Source organism: Desulfogranum marinum (assembly GCF_963675105.2).
In the GTDB taxonomy this organism is placed as follows: domain Bacteria; phylum Desulfobacterota; class Desulfobulbia; order Desulfobulbales; family Desulfobulbaceae; genus Desulfogranum; species Desulfogranum marinum.
Genome location: NZ_CAXXRO010000004.1, coordinates 1,493,386 through 1,511,624, shown reverse-complemented (window position 1 = coordinate 1,511,624; position 18,239 = coordinate 1,493,386). Strand labels below are relative to the sequence as shown.

General features: G+C 46.1%; 13 protein-coding genes. 4 read left to right on the top strand and 9 right to left on the bottom strand.

The features are described 5' to 3' along the window. The first annotated feature begins 12 nt into the window (after window positions 1-12). From ACHZCY_RS15405 to ACHZCY_RS15390, 4 genes are read left to right on the top strand one after another with little or no spacing between them, the layout of a single operon-like run. Window positions 13-3,168 carry a type III restriction-modification system endonuclease gene (locus ACHZCY_RS15405; RefSeq protein WP_319549510.1) on the top strand — a complete coding sequence of 1,052 codons (3,156 nt, stop codon included), beginning with the start codon at window positions 13-15 and terminating at the stop codon, window positions 3,166-3,168. Beyond that, on the top strand, window positions 3,168-5,621 hold the full coding sequence (locus tag ACHZCY_RS15400) for an AAA family ATPase (RefSeq protein WP_319549509.1): 2,454 nt from the start codon (window positions 3,168-3,170) through the stop codon (window positions 5,619-5,621). Before ACHZCY_RS15405 ends, ACHZCY_RS15400 begins: the two co-directional genes overlap by 1 nt. Continuing rightward, window positions 5,618-6,856, top strand: coding sequence for an exonuclease SbcCD subunit D C-terminal domain-containing protein (locus tag ACHZCY_RS15395; RefSeq protein ID WP_319549508.1), 1,239 nt, complete (start codon window positions 5,618-5,620; stop codon window positions 6,854-6,856). Before ACHZCY_RS15400 ends, ACHZCY_RS15395 begins: the two co-directional genes overlap by 4 nt. An 11-nt stretch (window positions 6,857-6,867) precedes the next feature. Continuing rightward, window positions 6,868-10,125, top strand: coding sequence for an AAA family ATPase (locus tag ACHZCY_RS15390; RefSeq protein WP_319549507.1), 3,258 nt, complete (start codon window positions 6,868-6,870; stop codon window positions 10,123-10,125). A gap of 157 nt (window positions 10,126-10,282) precedes the next feature. Here the strand turns inward: ACHZCY_RS15390 and ACHZCY_RS15385 are convergent, their stop codons facing one another. The 9 genes from ACHZCY_RS15385 to ACHZCY_RS15345 all read right to left on the bottom strand — a co-directional run bounded on the left by ACHZCY_RS15385 (window position 10,283) and on the right by ACHZCY_RS15345 (window position 17,573). Further along, a complete protein-coding gene (locus ACHZCY_RS15385) occupies window positions 10,283-11,110 on the bottom strand; it encodes a DUF932 domain-containing protein (RefSeq protein ID WP_319549506.1) in 828 nt (275 codons plus the stop codon). Window positions 11,111-11,199: 89 nt separating this feature from the next. Next, on the bottom strand, window positions 11,200-11,682 hold the full coding sequence (locus ACHZCY_RS15380; RefSeq protein WP_319549505.1) for a JAB domain-containing protein: 483 nt from the start codon (window positions 11,680-11,682) through the stop codon (window positions 11,200-11,202). 155 nt (window positions 11,683-11,837) lie between these two features. Further along, window positions 11,838-12,566 carry an IS21-like element helper ATPase IstB gene (gene istB, locus ACHZCY_RS15375; protein WP_319549145.1) on the bottom strand — a complete coding sequence of 243 codons (729 nt, stop codon included), beginning with the start codon at window positions 12,564-12,566 and terminating at the stop codon, window positions 11,838-11,840. Continuing rightward, window positions 12,559-14,034, bottom strand: a complete 1,476-nt coding sequence (gene istA, locus ACHZCY_RS15370; RefSeq protein ID WP_319549144.1) for an IS21 family transposase — start codon at window positions 14,032-14,034, stop codon at window positions 12,559-12,561. Before istA ends, istB begins: the two co-directional genes overlap by 8 nt. Next, window positions 14,031-14,435: a hypothetical protein gene (locus tag ACHZCY_RS15365; protein WP_319548962.1), complete on the bottom strand. Its 405-nt coding sequence runs from the start codon at window positions 14,433-14,435 to the stop codon at window positions 14,031-14,033. The genes istA and ACHZCY_RS15365 overlap by 4 nt, the downstream gene beginning before the upstream one ends. Window positions 14,436-14,509: 74 nt before the next feature. Continuing rightward, window positions 14,510-14,893 (bottom strand): hypothetical protein, encoded by a 384-nt coding sequence (locus ACHZCY_RS15360; RefSeq protein ID WP_319548963.1) that lies wholly within the window; start codon window positions 14,891-14,893, stop codon window positions 14,510-14,512. A 424-nt stretch (window positions 14,894-15,317) separates the two neighbouring features. Then, window positions 15,318-15,710, bottom strand: a complete 393-nt coding sequence (locus tag ACHZCY_RS15355) for a single-stranded DNA-binding protein (RefSeq protein WP_319549504.1) — start codon at window positions 15,708-15,710, stop codon at window positions 15,318-15,320. Between the two features lie 93 nt (window positions 15,711-15,803). Beyond that, window positions 15,804-16,778 (bottom strand): hypothetical protein, encoded by a 975-nt coding sequence (locus ACHZCY_RS15350; protein ID WP_319549503.1) that lies wholly within the window; start codon window positions 16,776-16,778, stop codon window positions 15,804-15,806. Window positions 16,779-16,886: 108 nt separating this feature from the next. Next, window positions 16,887-17,573, bottom strand: coding sequence for a hypothetical protein (locus tag ACHZCY_RS15345; RefSeq protein ID WP_319549502.1), 687 nt, complete (start codon window positions 17,571-17,573; stop codon window positions 16,887-16,889). Window positions 17,574-18,239 lie beyond the last annotated feature (666 nt).

Sequence of the window (18,239 nt, the reverse complement as noted above, 5' to 3'; positions counted from 1 at the left end):
AGGAGGCCTTCGGTGAAGCTTAAGTTTAAAAAACAGGCCTATCAGACACATGCCGTGGACGCGGTGGTCGATTGCTTTAAAGGCCAGCCAAATATGGCCGGATTCAGTTATCGCATCGATCCCGGCCTAGTTAAAACTGATACACAGGGATTCAGGCCGCAAAGCCTGTATGGGTCGTCGTCCGGCTTCAAGAATGAGGATATTCTGCTAACCGAGCAGCAAATCTTGGAAAATATCCAGCACGTCCAAAGGCTACAGAACCTCCCGCAAAGTCAATCGATTAACCAGTTCAAAACAATTAAGAAAAATGAGTTTGTATTTGATAAGGCCTATGCCAAAAAGGCATTGGCAATAGCTCCATATCATCTGGATGTAGAAATGGAAACCGGTACCGGTAAAACCTATTGCTACATCAAGACCATTTTTGAGATGAACAAGCAGTTCGGGTGGAGCAAATTCATCGTGGTAGTGCCCAGTATTGCCATCCGTGAAGGCGTTTACAAATCACTGGAAATAACAGCGGAGCATTTTCAGCAAGAATACCATAAACGAGCAAAGTTCTTCATTTATAGTTCCAAGCCTGGCCAACTAACGAATCTAGAGAGCTTCTCTTCCGATGCCGGGATCAACATCATGGTTATCAACGTTCAGGCATTCAATGCCCGGGGTAAGGACAACCGGCGTATTTACGAAGAACTCGATGATTTCCAAAGCCGACGCCCCATTGATGTGATCAAGGCAAACCGCCCGATTTTGATTCTCGATGAGCCACAGAAAATGGAAGGTGCAAAGACGCTGGATTCACTTAAAGAATTTCACCCGCTGTTCATCCTTCGTTATTCCGCAACTCACAAAACTCAACACCATAAAGTACATAGGCTCGATGCTCTGGATGCTTACAATCAGAAGCTGGTGAAAAAGATCGCAGTCCGCGGCATCTCGGTGAAAGGCCTCTCTGGAACGAATGCATACCTCTTTCTCGAATCGATAGAAGTCTCCAAGCAGACTCCTGTGGCCCGAATTGAAATTGAAGTAAAACAAAACAACGGGATTAAGCGGATAACCCGCAAGCTCAAAAAGGGCGATAATCTCTATGACCTTTCGGGTGAACTCGACCAATACAAACAATTTGTAATTGCTGACATTAATGCCGTCACCGATACCGTTGAGTTCACAAACGGCCATCAGCTGCAGGCTGGAGAGGCAACTGGGGATGTAAATGACACTACGTTAAGAAGAATACAGATACGTGAGGCGATTAAGGCTCATTTTGAAAAAGAGCAACTTCTCTACCATCAGGGCATCAAAGTCCTGACACTCTTCTTTATTGATGAAGTGGCTAAATACCGTGTTTACACCGATGCCGGAGAAGAAGGCGGTGAGTATGCCAGGATTTTCGAAGAGGAATACAAGGATGCATTGAATGAACTCAAGCAGGATCTATTCATGCACAAAGGATACAAAAAACATCTAAATAGCATTCCGGTTGACCGTACCCATAACGGCTACTTTTCCATTGATAAAAAAAGCAAGCGGCTGGTTGATCCGAAAATGAATGCAACCGAAAAAAAACGGGGAGAGGCAAACGATGTTGATGCATATGATCTTATCCTCAAAGACAAAGAACGTCTGCTCTCCTTTAACGAACCAACCAGGTTTATATTCTCCCACTCCGCCTTACGTGAGGGGTGGGACAATCCAAATGTTTTTGTCATCTGTACCTTAAAACACAGTGACAACACCATCTCTCGCAGGCAAGAAGTAGGCCGTGGTCTACGAATAGCGGTCAACCAGTTGGGGGAAAGGCAGGACAACCCGGCAACCGTTCATCAGACAAACGTTCTGACGGTGGTTGCCAGTGAAAGTTATAAGGACTTTGTCACAGCTCTGCAAAAAGATATCAGCGAATCGCTTTCCGAGCGTCCACGGGTGGCCGATGTAAAATACTTTACCGGGAAAATCATGCAAACATCTGCTGGTACGGTTGAAGTTACTCAGGACATGGCTGAAGGCATTGAGTTTTATCTGATTCAAAATGGGTATGTTGACCGCAAGAAAAATATCGCTCCGAAGTACCATGATGCAGTGGTGAAAGAAGAACTGGCTGAGCTGCCAGAGGATTTGCAGCCTTATAAGGAACAAATATTTCAATTAATCGAAAGCGTCTACAGTGATGCGAAGTTGCCACAAATTGACAATGATCGTGGCAAAAAAACAAACCCGTTAAATGCTAACTTTGAAAAGAAAGAATTCAAAGAACTCTGGAACAGGATTAACCGAAAAGCTGCCTATAGCGTACATTTTGACAGTTCAGAGCTTGTAGAGAAATGCATTCAGACTCTGAACAAAGAATTACGGGTTGCGCCTCTCCAATATACCGTTCACCGGGGAGAACAGGCAAATGGCATCAATTATGATCAAGTGAAGTCTGGTGACGCCTTCAAAGTAATGGAAACATCTCCAGGGTATAATGTGCACTCGGTCCACTCCGCTGTGAAGTATGATCTTATTGGCAAGGTCGCGGAAAATGTTCAGTTGACCAGAAAGACGGTCACTGAAATTTTGTCAGGGATAGAAAAGCCTGTCTTTGCGCAGTTTAAAACCAACCCGGAAAATTTCATTGCTGAAGCTACACGCCTCATTCAGGAGCAGAAAGCAACTGTCATAATCGAACACTTGAGCTACGACGCGGTAACCGAGACGCATGATATTGATATTTTTACCGATGGGCAGGGCAAACAGGACTTCAGCAAGGCCGGCGAGCCACTCAAACACCATATTTATGATTACGTCATCACTGACTCAGGAGTAGAGCGCACTTTTGTGCAAGAGCTCGATACCTGTTCTGAAGTGGTTGTTTACGCAAAGCTTCCCAAAGGTTTTTCTATCCCCACACCAGTTGGCAACTATAATCCCGACTGGGCCATCTCCTTCAAAGAAGGTGTAGTTAAACATGTTTACTTTGTGGCTGAAACCAAAGGTTCTATGTCTAGCATGGAGCTCCGTGAGATCGAAAAAACAAAGATCGAATGCGCCAGAAAATTTTTCGACGAAATTAACAGTAAGATTAACTCAGATAATGTGAAATACGAGGTAGTTAACAGCTTCGGTAAGTTGATGGACATTGTTGGAGCCGGAACCGTTTCACTTTCCAGGAGGGAATGCTGATGGGCGATGAGCTCAAAAGAATTGATTCAATAAAAACCATGGCAGTTTTTCAGGACTTCCACTGGGCTTCATCCGTCCGGGACGATGGGAACAATATTGCTGATTTTAAAAAGATCAATATTTTATATGGCCGCAACTACTCTGGTAAAACGACCTTGTCCCGAATATTCAGATCGCTCGAAACCGGCTCGATCTCAGACAAATATAATTCCCCTGAATTTCAGTTAAGTTTTGATGGTGGCAGCAGTGTCACGCAAAACTCGCTTAATGATCATGGTCAAGTTGTTCGGGTTTTCAACGAAGATTTTGTAAAAGACAACCTTCGTTTTATCGTGGACGATGAACAGACAATCAACTCGTTCGCAATCTTAGGTGAAGATAACACCAAGCTTGAAGAGGAGATTGTAAAAAATGAGACAGAACTCGGGAATGAAGAGGAAAAAACTGGTTTGATCGGGGAATTTCTCGATGCGGACAAGAATTTCAAGGATGCTCAAAAAGCACACAGTGATAAATCAGCAGAATTGGATGGTAAACTGCGGGACAAAGCAAACAAAGCGAAGACAGGTATTAAGCACAATAAGGCATTTGGTGATGCAAACTATAACGTTACCAAAATAAAAAAAGACATCACCGCAGTCAGCCAGGGCTCATATACTCAACTCTCTACTGATCAGGTCGGAAAATATCATGACCTTCTTAAAGAAGAACCTAAAAATGAGATCAAAGCATCTGCATCGTTTGATCTTAAATATTCAGCTATCGTTTCTAAGGCTAGGGAGTTAATCGAAAAAAAGATACAGGCGTCTGACCCTATTCGAGAGCTGCTTACCGATGCAGCATTGGCAACATGGGTGCGGGCTGGTCGGGAACACCATAGGGATAAAAGGGATAAATGTGCCTTTTGTGGTAATGACCTCCCTGCAGATCTCTGGAAAAAATTGGATAAACACTTTAATCAGGAATCTGAGGAGCTGAGAACCGCTATCGATGGAGCACTTGCATCCGTTGAAAGTGAAAAGAAACTAGTTCCCAATCTACTAAAAATAAATAATCCAGATTTTTATTCCAACTTCACGGAAGACCTGGATGCATTGGCAGAACAATTTTTAACCCATTCTGCTGCCTACTGCTCGTCTCTTGAATCCATAAAAAAACAGCTTGAGAAACGAAAAAGCGATATTTTTACTCCTCTTGCCTTTAATGCTCCGCCATCTGTAGAAGAGGATTTGGTTGCAGTTCGTGACTCGTATGAAAGCCTGAGAGGAGAATCAAACCAATTTACAGCATCTTTGAGCGCTGATCAGTCAAAGGCCCGCGCAAATCTTCGCCTTCATGAAGTTTTCACATTCATCACAGACATAAAATACGCCGCTGAGAGTGAAGCAATTGAAAAACTGAGGGAGGATCTGGGTAAGGCGAAGGAGTCAAAGATCGCAGCAAAGACAAAAGTAGAGAATAAACGAACCAAAATTAGCGAGTTGAAAGCTCAGTTGAAAGATGAAAGTAAAGGGGCTGATCGGGTTAATGATTATTTGAACAACTTCTTTGGCCACCAGTCACTTTCTCTTAAGGCCATTGAAGAAATCTCAGGGGAGACTTCCTCTGGATACCGATTTGAAATAACCCGCGATGATAAGAAGGCATTCCACCTCAGTGAAGGAGAATGCAGCCTAATTGCTTTTTGCTATTTTATGGCAAAGCTGGAGGACGTGGAAACTAAAGGAAATCAACCGATCATTTGGATTGATGATCCTATTTCCAGCTTGGATGCAAACCATATCTTTTTTGTCTATAGTCTTATCAACGCTGAAATTGTCACTCCGGAAAAATATGAAAACAACGGGGAAGAAAAGGAACGCGACCGTTTCAAGCAGCTATTCATTTCGACTCACAACTTGGATTTCCTGAAATACCTTAAACGTCTTCCTGGAGCTTTAAATAAAAAGAAATCTCAGTACTTCATCATTAACCGAGCTGACCAATTTAGTAACATTGCCTTGATGCCAAGATATCTGAAGGACTACGTCACTGAGTTCAATTTCTTGTTCCACCAGATTTACAAATGTGCTCATGCTCAAACCGCTTCTGATGAAAATCATGACTGCTATTATAACTTCGGAAACAATGCTAGAAAGTTTCTCGAGGCATTATTGTATTACAAATACCCAAGTGCTGTAGACAAAGATGATAAACTGGCGCGTTTTTTCGGTGATGACGCTTTGGCCACATCACTGACAGATCGAATCAATAATGAATTCTCTCATTTAGCTGGGGTATTTGAGCGAAGTGTTTTGCCAATAGATGTCCCGGAGATGAAGACTACGGCAAACTTTATCCTTCGAAAAATTAAGGAAAACGACCCAGACCAATTTTCAGCCCTCCTTCAAAGCATTGGTGTAGACGAAGAGCCTCTCGAGGAAGTGGGCGAAACAATAGAAGAGGTTCAATGAAGATCCTCCACACATCAGACTGGCACTTAGGCCGCTCCCTCTACGGCAGAAAACGCTATGACGAGTTTACCGCATTTCTGGATTGGTTGGCTCAAACGATAGAGGACGAAAGGATCGATGCACTGATTGTAGCCGGTGATGTGTTTGATACCAGCACGCCCAGCAATCGGGCCCAGGAGCTCTACTATCGTTTTCTTTGCAAGGTTTCAACCTCTTGTTGCCGCCATGTTGTTATCATTGCTGGGAACCACGATTCACCTTCATTTCTGAATGCCCCCAAGGAACTGCTACGAGCACTGAATGTGTATGTAGTCGGCTCCAAGACTGAAGCTATAGAAGATGAAGCAATCGTTCTTCAAAGGGATGAACAGCCGGAGGCTATAGTCTGCGCTGTACCGTATCTCAGAGACAAAGATATTCGCACTGTAGAACCAGGGGAAACTATTGATGACAAAAATGCCAAGCTGGTTGATGGGCTGAAAAATCATTATGCCGATGTCTGCGCAATAGCGGAACAAAAACGTTTTGAGTTTATAAAAGCCGGTCAGACAGACATTCCGATTATTGCCATGGGGCACCTCTTTACTGCCGGTGGCAAGACCGTGGACGGTGATGGTGTTCGGGAACTTTATGTCGGTTCCTTGGCCCATGTGGAGGAGAATGTGTTTCCCGCATCGATTGATTACCTTGCGCTGGGGCATTTACATGTCCCCCAGTCTGTTGGCAACAAGGAACATATTCGGTACTGCGGTTCGCCCATACCAATGGGGTACGGGGAAGCGACCCAGGACAAAAAGGTTGTTCTTGTTAATTTCAACAGTACTAATCCTGTTATTCAAGAAATTCAGGTACCTTGTTTCCAACAGTTGGTTCGCATCGTGGGTTCATTGAATGATATCCATGTGAAGATTGAACAGCTGAAACAGAAAGAAAGCCGAGCGTGGCTTGAGATTGAATATACTGGCCGTGACATAATCGGTAATCTGCGAGAAATACTCGATGAAGCTTTGGCTGACTCTGCCATGGAAATTCGACGAATCAAAAACAAGCGGGTTCTTGACCGCTTGATCAGCGCCATTGATGAAAATGAGACCCTTGACGATCTAAATGCCGGTGACGTATTTACCAGCTGTTTGGATGCTTTTGATGTGCCGGATGAAGACCGAGAAGAGCTGACGATATCCTATAACGAAATAATCCAGTCTCTCGATGAAGAAGACGTAAACGTTGAATAGAGAGGCTGATTATGAAAATTCTTGAGCTCAGGTTTAAAAACCTCAACTCCCTCTATGGTGAATGGCTCATAGACTTTACTGAACCGGAATACGTTTCCAACGGTATCTTTGCTCTAACCGGACCAACCGGCTCTGGTAAGTCGACCATCCTGGATGCCATCTGTCTTGCCCTGTATGGTGCAACCCCGCGTCTTGGGAAAATTACCAAGAGTAGTAATGAGATAATGTCCCGTCAGACAGGTGAGTGCTATGCCGAAGTAGTGTTTGAATCTCAGGCCGGTCGATTCCTTTGTCATTGGGAGCATAGACGCGCCCGAAAAAAGGCGGTTGGTGCGCTTCAATTTCCTGAACATCAAATAGCAGATGCAGACACAGGGAATCTTCTTGAAACTAAAAAGAGTCTTGTCGCCGGCGTCATTGAAGAAAAAACCGGCATGGATTTTGACCGTTTTACCCGGTCAATTCTGCTTGCCCAAGGTGGCTTTGACACCTTCCTGAAGGCAGATGCTGAGCAAAAGTCTAAGATACTGGAACAGATAACCGGCACGGTGATTTATTCAGAAATTTCTCGGCGTGTTCATGAACGTCAGCGGGAAGAACGGGAAAAGCTGAACCTGCTTCAAGCCGAAACCTCAGGTATTGTGATTTTGGAACCGGAACAGGAAACAGAGATTCAAAAGGAACTTGAAGCAAAACAAAAAGAAGAAACGGACCTCACCGGCAAGTCAACGAAAACGGGACAAGCTATTGCTTGGCTGACTGGCATTGATGGACTGAAAAAAGAGATCTATTCTTTGTCAGAGGAAACGATCAAACTACAGGCCGCCCTCAATACCTTTAAGCCGGAGCGTGAACGGCTTGGTCGGGCTCTCAAAGCGGCTGCATTGGATGGTACCTATGCGACACTCACAGCAATCCGAAAACAGCAGTTGGATGATCAGGCGACCCTGAAAATTGAAGAAGAGACTCTTCCTGAGCTGGAAACGTCCGTCAAAAAGCAAACTGAATCGCTAAAGTCAACGGAGCAACAGACAATTAAGGCGAAAGAGGAGCTGAAAGCAGCAACACCACTCATTCATAAAGTTCGCTCACTCGATCAAAAGCTTGGCGACCAGAAAAAGGCTGTTTTAGAAGGAGAAGCCAGCTGCAAAAAGGATGCGGCAATAATTGACTCCTACAAACAGACCAGAGATAAAGAGCAGAAAAAACGCACCACGTTTGGAAAAAATCTGGAACTTACCGGAGGCTATCTCAAACAATATTCACAGGATGAATGGCTGGTAAGTGGCCTCGCCGGTGTTGAAGAGCAGCTAGGCAGTCTGGTTTTCAAACAAAAAGAGATTGCTCAAAAAAAGGCCGATCGAAAAAAGGCAGCAACCGCGCTAGAACAGGCGACAAAGAAACTCGATGATTGCGCCAAACAATGCAGCGCCCAGAAACAGGAACTGGTGGGAACGGGGAAACAACTCCAACAAATAGAAGATACTTTAAGCGAGTTGTTGGGTGACCGACTGTTGCGTGAATACCGAACAGAGCAGGAAACCCTGCTTCGGGAAATGGCCTTTCTGGCAAAGATTACGGAGCTTGAAGAGCACCGGGCTAAACTGGAGGATGGAAAACCCTGCCCGCTCTGCGGAGCGAAAGAGCACCCCTTTGCAGAAGGGAATATCCCAGTGCCCGATGAAACCGAAAAGAAGATTGAGGCCCTTACAAAACTGATAAGCAAAGCTGAAGACCTGGAAGCTGCCCTCAAAACTATTGAAGAAGCTGAGGGTAAAGCCCGTAATAATCTGACGGATAGTGAAAAACTCGAAGCAACCGCAATTAATAATAAAAAGACTGCCGAGAAAGATCTTGCTGATTTGACGAATGGTTTGGGTAAAATCCAAATTGAGTTTACGGATTTAAAACAAGCTGTATCAGCCAAACTTCAGCCACTTGGCATTTCAAAACTACCTGACTCCGATATTTCATCCTTGCTTGAATCACTAAGGGAACGGTTGAAAACATGGCAGGCCAAGGTTAAGGAAAAGACCGAGATCGAGAAGCAGATTGCAGATCTCGATAGCGAGTTAAAAAGGCTGGATGCGATCATCGAAACTCAAGGCAATACCTTGAGCGAGAAGCAGCGCAACTTAGAAGCCCTCAAAAAGGAATACGCCACCGGCAGTGATGAGCGGAAGAAATTATACGGTGATAAAAGCCCTGACGATGAAGAGCTCCACCTCAACAAGGCAATTACGAATGCCGAGGAATCCGAAAAAAAAGCCAGAGCCCTTCACGATGAACTGCAGCAGCAATTGACTTCCACAAAAACCAATGTTGAATCCTTAAAAAAACGCTTGGGCCAAAGAGAGACTGAATTAATAAAGTCGGAAACCGATTTTGCCACAGCTCTTGAGCCTGCTGGTTTTTCAGATGAAAAGAAGTTTCTCGAAGCGAGACTAACGACAGGAGAACGGGATGCCCTGAATGCAAAGGCAAAGAAGCTGGATGACAAACAAACAGATCTCAAAGCCAGACAAAAGGATCGTGAAACACGTTTAATCACAGAAATTGCCAAAAAGATTACGGACAAAACTCTTGAGGAGCTGGAACCGCATTTCAAAGAGCTAGAGGAAACTCTGAAACAGCTATTGGATAGCATTGCTGGTCTTAAACACAAGCTCGCAGAAAATATAGCTGCCAAAAAGCGGATAAAGGAGAAACAGACGGCCATAGAAGCGCAGAAAAAAGAATGTCGCCGCTGGGAAAAACTGCATGGTTTAATTGGCTCTGTTGATGGTAAAAAATATCGGAACTTTGCTCAGGGATTAACTTTTGAACTGATGGTGTCACACGCCAACCGTCAGCTTGGAAAAATGACCGACCGTTACCTGCTTATTAGGGATGAAAAGCAGCCGCTAGAGCTAAACGTCGTCGACAATTACCAGGCGGGTGAAATCAGATCGACCAAGAATTTGTCCGGCGGAGAAAGCTTCATTGTGAGCCTTACCCTGGCTCTTGGGCTTTCCAAGATGGCCAGTCGCAAGGTTCGCGTGGATTCCCTATTTCTCGACGAAGGCTTTGGCACCTTGGATGACGAAGCCTTGGAGACCGCACTGGAAACATTATCTGGACTTCAGCAAGATGGCAAACTTATTGGAATTATTTCTCACGTCTCTGCATTAAAAGAACGCATCAGTACCCAAATTAGTATCGCACCAGTATCTGGTGGAAAAAGTACCATAACTGGGCCTGGGTGCAACAAGGTTGCCCAAAGAGACTAGAGCTGACTTCTTTTTTTGTTTCTTTTGACATGCTGTTTCTTAACCTTGTTTCTTTATTTATTCGTGCAGTCCGCAGTTTCTTTAACCTGCCTATGGGACAAAAAAAGCCGCCCCCCGAAGGAGACGGCTACGGTTATTGATGCTTGGAGATTAAAGATCAAGCAGAGAGGGCCGTATGGCAACTCCCGTCCTGCTTCAACTCAGCCATTTTTTCCGTTAAAAACCAAAGAGCCTGGTTCAATTTGATGTTTCGATCAAGTGCCTTGACCGGTCGGGTAGTTGTTCTCCTGAGTCGTCCGTTGCTGCCTCTACTCAGACCTTTGAGGCCGCCACGCATGACATTTTCCTGGATCACGTTGAAGGTCGTCCAGAGGTCGTTACCTTTATCGTCATAGCGCCGTTCACGGAGGAGCTGACTTGATTGCACCGGCGCCTGCTCGGGCTCATCATATATCAGACCGTGGGCTGCTTGGGCAAAGACGCCTCGTTCGTCTGGAGTCATCTCGATTATCTTCATCTCGTCAACCCGATCTGCAATAGTCCCGGCTGCAGATGCAATTTCTCCAGCCGAATGGAGAAAGGCATCAGGGCTGAAACCTATATGTTTATGACTGAAGTTGGCAAACTCCGAAGCAACCATCAATCCGTTGCCACAGACCTGTCTCCAGACCGAAGCAATCAACTTAAAGGCACAGCCTCGATCGTGGGAATTAAACAGCACCAGGTCTACCCGCTCGCCGCTAAAGGACAAACCATTCTTGGCAAAACGAATCAGGTGCCGCTGGTAGCCGTCCCGCTCTGCTTTTCGCACAGCGCTTTGTTCCGCATGGATCGGTAGCCAACCTGCATCACGCAGGAGATCTACTGCTGTTAAGGTTGGTACAAAAGAATACCGGGATGAAACGCCGTTAATGGGTTCAACAGAACCTGCTGCTGGGGCGAGAGTAGTTATCTGGTCGTTGGTTAAAGATGTGGATATGGTCATGGTCTTGCCTCCTGGAAATAATTAAAGATTATCATAGGGGCAAGACACTCCCCTGAAGGGGCAAGTCTGCCCCTGGTATGGGATATATTTTATTTATCTGGCAATAGTCCCAGATCTGAAAAAGCGGTTACCTCATCACCAATGATGAGATGGTCGAGAACCCGCACATCAATGACGTGCAAAATGCCCGCAAGTGTATTGGTGAGCGTAATATCCTGTTTACTTGGCTGGTTCTCTCCCGATGGATGATTGTGAGCCAAGATGACTGCAGCCGCATTAAGCTGCAGGGCTTCCTTGACTATCACCCTGGGATGCACCGTTGTGTGGTTGATGGTACCGAAAAACAACTCTTTGAAAACGAGTACTCTGTGCCGACAATCCAGAAACAGGCAGGCAAATACTTCATGCTGTCTGTTGCGGAGCTTATAACCGACTACTGCTTTGGCGCAGTCGGCAGAGAGAATCAAAGCACCACGCTGCAACTGACTTCCCATGAGTTTGTTCGCTTCGGTGAGCACTACTTTTTTGGGTGCAGGGAGATATGCACCATCCTGATCCTGTACAAAGAGCATTAGCTTTCTCCTTTGATTGTAATCAGCGGAACAAAAACCCACCAAAAACAGCGATTAAAAATCAGCCACAACAACGGCTGGTCGCAGCTGTGCGTTTCAGAATGATGTCTTGACGACATTTCCTCCATAGTATCCAGAAGTTGTATTTTTACTCCTTATGCTCTTTTGCGATAGCTTTTCCCCTCCATGACAAGGATCTCCGAGTTATAGACAAGACGGTCGGCTATTGCTGTGGCCACGGTGGTACTGTCAAAAATGGTTCCCCATTGTGCGAATGGCAGATTGGTCGTTATGATGGTGGACTTCTGCTCATGCCGGGCACTGATAACCTGGAAAAACAAATTTGAACCCTGTTGGCCAAGCGGGAGATAACCTATCTCGTCACAGACAAGTAGATCCGGATTTTGATACGTTTTGAGTTTACTCAGCAAGGTATTGTTTTCCTGGGCGGCGACCAGTTGATTGATCATGTCCATTGCCGAGGTGAACAGAGTTTTTATGCCAGCCTGGGTGGATGCGTAGGCAATAGTCTTGGCCAACAGACTTTTACCGACACCGGGGTTGCCGATCAGTATGATATCCATTTTGCGGTGAATAAACTCGAGGTCGATCATGCCAAGGATAACTGCCTTCTGTTTCTTGCGGGAAGGATGGTGATCAAAGTTAAACTGATCGATGGTGGGTTGTTCGGTAAGCTTCGACTGTTTAAAGCAGCGCAGGATCTTTCCCTGGCGGCGTTTTTCGATCTCCAAGTCGAGCAACCTGTGAATGGTTTGCAAAGTCGAAAGATTTTTCTGCGCTCCCTGTTCCAGTAGTTCTCCGATATTTTCAGCACAGTGTGTGAGACGCAGTACCTTGAATTTCTTTTTTATCTCGTCAACCATTGTTTGATCTCCTCTTGAGGGCGATAGCGTCGTATTCGGCCAAAGCCGGAGTTGTGAGCCTGATTGCATTAAGGTCCTCCTGTTTGAGCCGTACCGGCAGATGAGTGCTGGTCGGAGTCATCTCCTGATAGAGGATATTGCGGACGTAATCAGCACCGATGACATTTTTCTCCAATGACTTTTTCAATCCGTAGATAAGGGAACTGTCTCCGAACTCATCGCGCAGTATCAGGAGGGCTGCGATATTTTTTCTGATTGGCAGGCGCAGTGAGTTCAAGCGCTCGAGATACTGGAGCGCCACCTCTCCCAAAGAGAGGAAGACCACTACCTGTCGATCTTGAAGCAGCCGTTTTTTGATTTTTTTCACCTGTTCCCGATGACCTGGCACTTCGATTCGCTGCTGTCTTTCCCAGCAGCGGCTGTGGCAGGCGATGAGTTTTTCTTTGAGATAGATTGAGATGAGAGAGTTGTCTGCCTTGAGGGTGACCTGTTTGCCGATGGCCCATGGCGGTACGGAATAAACATTGGTGTCAAAGCGCACACCGAAGTCTTTATGCACCTTGAGAGATGCAGTCTGTCGACAGTCAGGTAAGGGCTCAGGAAGTGGACGCAGGTTATGCAACCGGTCAATCGGCCGTTGAGATGTGGTAGCGTGCTTCCTAACGTTGGCTACAGTGTCCAGCCATTGATGCACCTGGTCCTGAACATCACTCAAGCTGCTGAATTCCCGCAGAGGCCAGAAATTGGTACGCAGGTATTTGATCGCATTCTCTACTTTCCCTTTTTCGTAAGGCGACCGAATTGTACAGGCATGCGGAAGGATGCCGAACTTGCTGAGAAACACGAGGAAAGCCTCATTGAAACGAACCACAGAGCCGACTCGCTCGGTCACTGCGGTGAGCATATTATCGACCACGATTTCTCTTGAAGTGCCGCCAAAGTAGGTGAATGCTTCCAGCAAACCTTGATGCAGATATTCCTGCTTCTGACTGTGGGAGAAATAGACGTAGAGCATACGACTGTAACCTTCAACCACCGCAAGGGCATACAGTTTTCTATGCCCGGCGCCATAGCTCAGGGAGGGGAAGTGGCCCCAGTCAATCTGTACCTGCTCACCTGGTTCGGATTCATAGCGGATGAACGGTTGGCGCTGAGCCTGCTGCCCCCGCAATTGTCTGAGCAAGGCCCTGACAATGGTGATCTCGCCAGTGAACCCATTCTCCCGTATTTTCCGCAGTACTACCGGTGCCTTGATGTCCGGGCAGCTATCCACCATTTCACCTATCATTTCGCGATAAGGGTCGAGTTTGGATTTTTTGGCAGTCCTCTCGGCAGGCATCGGTCTGTCGTCCTGCAGATATTTCGCCACGGTCTGCCGGTCGAGTTGCAGTTGTCTGGCAATGCTGCGTTGGGAAAACCCCTCTTTTTTAAGCTGCAGGATTTCAAGTGCCGTTCGCCTGCTGATCATGTCCTTCCCTCCTTGAATTGCCGAACAAGCTGATGGATGGTTGCCGGATCTTCCCGTCGCATATCTTCCTCATTCTGGAGTAACCGCGTTTGGTGTACAGGTTCAGGCGGAAGGGAAAGCACCTGGAATAAGGTGCCGTCAAAGGCCAACAGGTTTTTGCTGAGGAGCCCGTCCCGGGCAAGAATGTATTCATCGACATTGATGGTTAGCAGGGTGCAGATTTTGTCGTAGGAATAAAAAGACAGCCCCTGCCGGTCAGCCACCATGACCAGAAAAAAATAGAGCAGCAGCTCTTGATGAGAGAGGCTGCTCCAGAAACCATGGCGGAGAAAACGGTGCTCGATAAAGGCAAAGCTGCCGCTGATTGTCCTGACACGTTCAATAATAAGTGGATTTCGCATGATAGACCTCCGTTTTTCACTACGATATCGCATGTATTACCGGAAGACTATCGAGTCCTTCTTTGCAAGATCGCCTATATCGCTGTTGTTGGGACTATTTTTACAGCTAACGCGTCCATCTTTGCAAGATTCCCGCTGTCGGCAGAAATGAAATATGTCATTGATGTATCGTTTAAAAGGCTTTCTAACGTATCCATCTTTGCAAGATTCTCCTTCACCGGGACTGACTGGCGCGCGGCCTTGTCCCGTACCCGTTGCAGTTTTCGGTTTTGCTCGCAATAATTCGGATTTTTTTGACGATACTGTTGCCAATAGAAGGGATTTTTCCTCTGCCAGGCCCGCTGGCTCTCGCATTTGTTGGCCCGGTGATCTGGATCGGTCTGCTGTTTTTCTCTTTGCCATTTGCTCTTTCTTGCTCGCTGACAAGCCTTGGCTCCACAATACTTCTGGTTATGCACTCTTGGGTTCCTTGGTAGAATCCTTCTGCAACAGACGCATCGAAATGTGCAAGTCTTCACTCTCTCCTCCGCGGGTTGAGGGATGTGCACGTCGAAAAAAAGAAAAAGAAGAAACTACAAAGGAAAAAATAGAAGAAAAGACACCTGATATGCATCAGGATTGGATGAAAAACGTAAGAAAATGAAGAAGGAGATTATCTGTGGCTGGATTTCAACCGATGATGGTGTCGACTTTTAAACCGCTGATTTTGGTTGGGAAGTAAATCGCTGGTACCACTTTGATATCGGAGAAACCAATACCCCGTACTGGGGAAAGGTTTCCCCGTAGAGATGGATGTTGTTGTAGTGGTATGGTAATCCCGATCCTGGAATACAGGCAGCGGCTTGGGCCGATGGGATTTCCTGATCGATTTACTCGTAAATGTTAAAAGGGAACATCATCTGGCAAGGGTGGTTCTTCCTGGCTGTCTTTGGGCGGAGCGTTTACCCTCTCCTGCCTGCTGCCAAGCATTTCCAGTTCCCTTGCGACAATTTCCGTGGTGTAGCGGGTAATGCCTTCCTGGTCTTCCCATTTCCGGGTACGCAGTTTTCCTTCAACAAAAACCTTATCGCCTTTGCCTAGATGCTTACTGCATATCTCGGCAAGATTTGTCCAGGCAACAATACGATGCCATTCGGTGTGCTCCTGCCTATTGCCGTCTGCATCTTTCCAGCGCTCAGTGGATGCAACGGAAAAGGTTGCCACAGGGGTTTCATTGCGGGTGTAACGTACCTGTACATCATTACCTACATTGCCGATTACCATTGCCTTGTTCATATCGTTCCTCTTTTGAAGTAAGAATAGTAGATACCGCAGAAACACTGTGTTTCTGGTCGTTGGTTATGCACTCCCAGAGGGAGCGTTTTGGGTTCAGGCTGCCTTGGCCTTTGCTTTCCTGATTTCCAAAAAGGAGAAAGATCGGTTTTCCTGATATTCCTCTATGCCGGTACCGCTTTCCGCCAAAAAGGCTTCCAGTCGATCCATGTTCAGATGTTTTCTGCTTCGGGTTGCTTTCTTGAGAAAACATCCGCCAGATGCAATCGGCCCTTTCTGCTCAACAACGGCCAGGAGGTGCCTTTTGAGTTTTGCAATCTCGCCTTGCACATTTTTCTCCCTGGCCTGCAGTTCCTGCAACGCTTCGACAACACCTGCCAACTGCGGGACATGTTCCGTCTCAAATTGCGGGCAGGTTGTGATATGGTCACAAAATCCACAGAGGGGACTTACTTCCGTATCCAGATGAGCCTCTTCTTGGTGTAACATTGCCTGAAAGGCCGACCAGATGGCTCCGGCCCGTTCCTGCAATCCATTGAAGATGGTGGTCTGTGGTTCATAGCCGTTAAAAAACGCTACCTCGCCATTGGCAATATCCAGCGCTAACACAGCACCCTTGATGATATACTCAGGGTATTGCTCGGCTAACAAACCCATTTGAATGTAGAGCTGTGACTCCCAGGAGCTATACGGTCCATCGGGTATCCGATTGGTGCTCTTAACTTCCAGGATGGATTTAATGTTGTGGGTGTTGGAAGTGAAAACAAAGTCGACATGGGCTTTGAGGGGAACATCACCGGACAGAACCAATTCCACCTGCTGCTCATAGTTGCAGTAGCCGGCGGCAGTAAATGCCCTGGCAATAATGTCTTCTGCCATATGTCCCCGCTGAAAGCGAAGAAGGGTGGCCAGATCGTGCTCGCTTGGATGGATTTTTCCAAGAATTACTTTCCTTGGGCAATATCCAACATCAGATGCGCCAAGATAATTGTTACGATCGCCTAATGTGTCTTCTGTGTGCTGTTGCGCGAGCGTGCGCAGACTGGTGAGTAGGGTGTTTTGAATATCCATGTTTTCCTCCGTAAAAGAAAAAGGGAGGACACACGGATCCCTTGAGGGGGAAACAATGTCCTCCCTCGTCGGGTGAGATGAAATGTTAATTATAGGCGGAATCTGGTGCTAATGAACCATGACCTCTTTGTACCAGTTCTTATCCGCCTTATCCCATTTGAAGCCTGCTGATTTGAGCAGTTCCTTTTTATCAAATGAATTACCGACAGCTACAACGATCCCATCTTTATGCTGGTATTTGATACCGGCTATCTTGGGCAGTTCTCCATTATTGGTAGGTTTAGCGGTTTTGTTTGTTTGAGTTGATGCTTTGGTGTGCTGTGATTGGTGATTGGGTGCTTTTGCAGCTGGCTGCTTACCGGAAAGATAAACCTCACGAAGCAGTCCCCTGTAAGCATCTGTTCCAATAGAGAGGAGTGACAGGCATTTCTGGAGAGCATCCGTGATAGCCCCTTTATAGGCATCACCGATATTTCCTTTTACGATTTGCATCTGCCCGGTCTGCGATCCTTTACAGATCCACTCATCATCCTTCACGCGGATATAGAGCCGTACCTCAGCAACAACCTGATGATCAAAGATTTCTTTGCAGACAACTTCGTATCGCCAGTTTTCAGGCAGCAGGACGCTATTTACAGCGTCAAAGACATACTGCGGTTTATAGCCATAACGAATCTGTCCGATCACCTTACCGTCTTTCATCATCTTGATCTCCTGCACAGCCTCCCGGCCAAAAGCCCGAAGCTCTGCATTGATCTCTTCTACCTGTTTAGTGAGAGTGTTGGTTTCAGCCATTGTTGTTTCCTCCTGAATAGTGGAAGTGAAACAACAATTCCCCTGTTGGGAGCATGTGTTGCACTCCCGTTAATGGGGTTGTGATTGATTACAAAATAAATGCCGGGCGATTAAACAGAACACATCTCAAACGAGGTGAAGTTCAGCTGCCGGACATAGAATAAGGGGAAAGAAAAAGGAGCAGAGATTCAAGACAGAATTCTGCTATTAGAGTAGTCACACTATGTTGCAAGAAGAGAAGTTCGCCTTTGCGATTAAACTGTCTTTTGCTCTAATGGTATAACTTTTGGTGGATCCAAGGGTGATCTGTGCAGTCCATCCGGATGCAATTAACCAGATACCCAGCTATTTCCCTGCGAAGAGGGATTACTTGTGTGAAACAAGTGGAATATTAAAAATATAATGATACCTGACAGTGGAAAAAGCAAGGAGAAAAATCCAGTTCCTATTGTAAATAGTTCGACACCCAAAAAAGGTATAGGATCAGTATCTATCTGATCTGAAAGCAAATTTGGTTGACATGCCTGAGAAGACCATTTAAACGTGATCATATGCTCTACAAATTGGCAATTATGCAGTCATGCAAAGGAGATACATGACACTTACCAAGACCGCCTTAGTCCTGAATATTTATAAACACATGAGCTAATTGAGTGGCCACATATT

Excerpts from the sequence above, each read along its gene's own strand:
- ACHZCY_RS15385 (WP_319549506.1), bottom strand. The coding sequence starts at position 11,110 with ATGACCATATCCACATCTTTAACCAACGACCAGATAACTACTCTCGCC.
- istA (WP_319549144.1), bottom strand. The coding sequence starts at position 14,034 with ATGATCAGCAGGCGAACGGCACTTGAAATCCTGCAGCTTAAAAAAGAG.
- ACHZCY_RS15365 (WP_319548962.1), bottom strand. The coding sequence starts at position 14,435 with ATGCGAAATCCACTTATTATTGAACGTGTCAGGACAATCAGCGGCAGC.
- istB (WP_319549145.1), bottom strand. The coding sequence starts at position 12,566 with ATGGTTGACGAGATAAAAAAGAAATTCAAGGTACTGCGTCTCACACAC.
- ACHZCY_RS15350 (WP_319549503.1), bottom strand. The coding sequence starts at position 16,778 with ATGGATATTCAAAACACCCTACTCACCAGTCTGCGCACGCTCGCGCAA.
- ACHZCY_RS15400 (WP_319549509.1), top strand. The coding sequence starts at position 3,168 with ATGGGCGATGAGCTCAAAAGAATTGATTCAATAAAAACCATGGCAGTT.
- ACHZCY_RS15395 (WP_319549508.1), top strand. The coding sequence starts at position 5,618 with ATGAAGATCCTCCACACATCAGACTGGCACTTAGGCCGCTCCCTCTAC.
- ACHZCY_RS15355 (WP_319549504.1), bottom strand. The coding sequence starts at position 15,710 with ATGAACAAGGCAATGGTAATCGGCAATGTAGGTAATGATGTACAGGTA.
- ACHZCY_RS15345 (WP_319549502.1), bottom strand. The coding sequence starts at position 17,573 with ATGGCTGAAACCAACACTCTCACTAAACAGGTAGAAGAGATCAATGCA.
- ACHZCY_RS15390 (WP_319549507.1), top strand. The coding sequence starts at position 6,868 with ATGAAAATTCTTGAGCTCAGGTTTAAAAACCTCAACTCCCTCTATGGT.
- ACHZCY_RS15380 (WP_319549505.1), bottom strand. The coding sequence starts at position 11,682 with ATGCTCTTTGTACAGGATCAGGATGGTGCATATCTCCCTGCACCCAAA.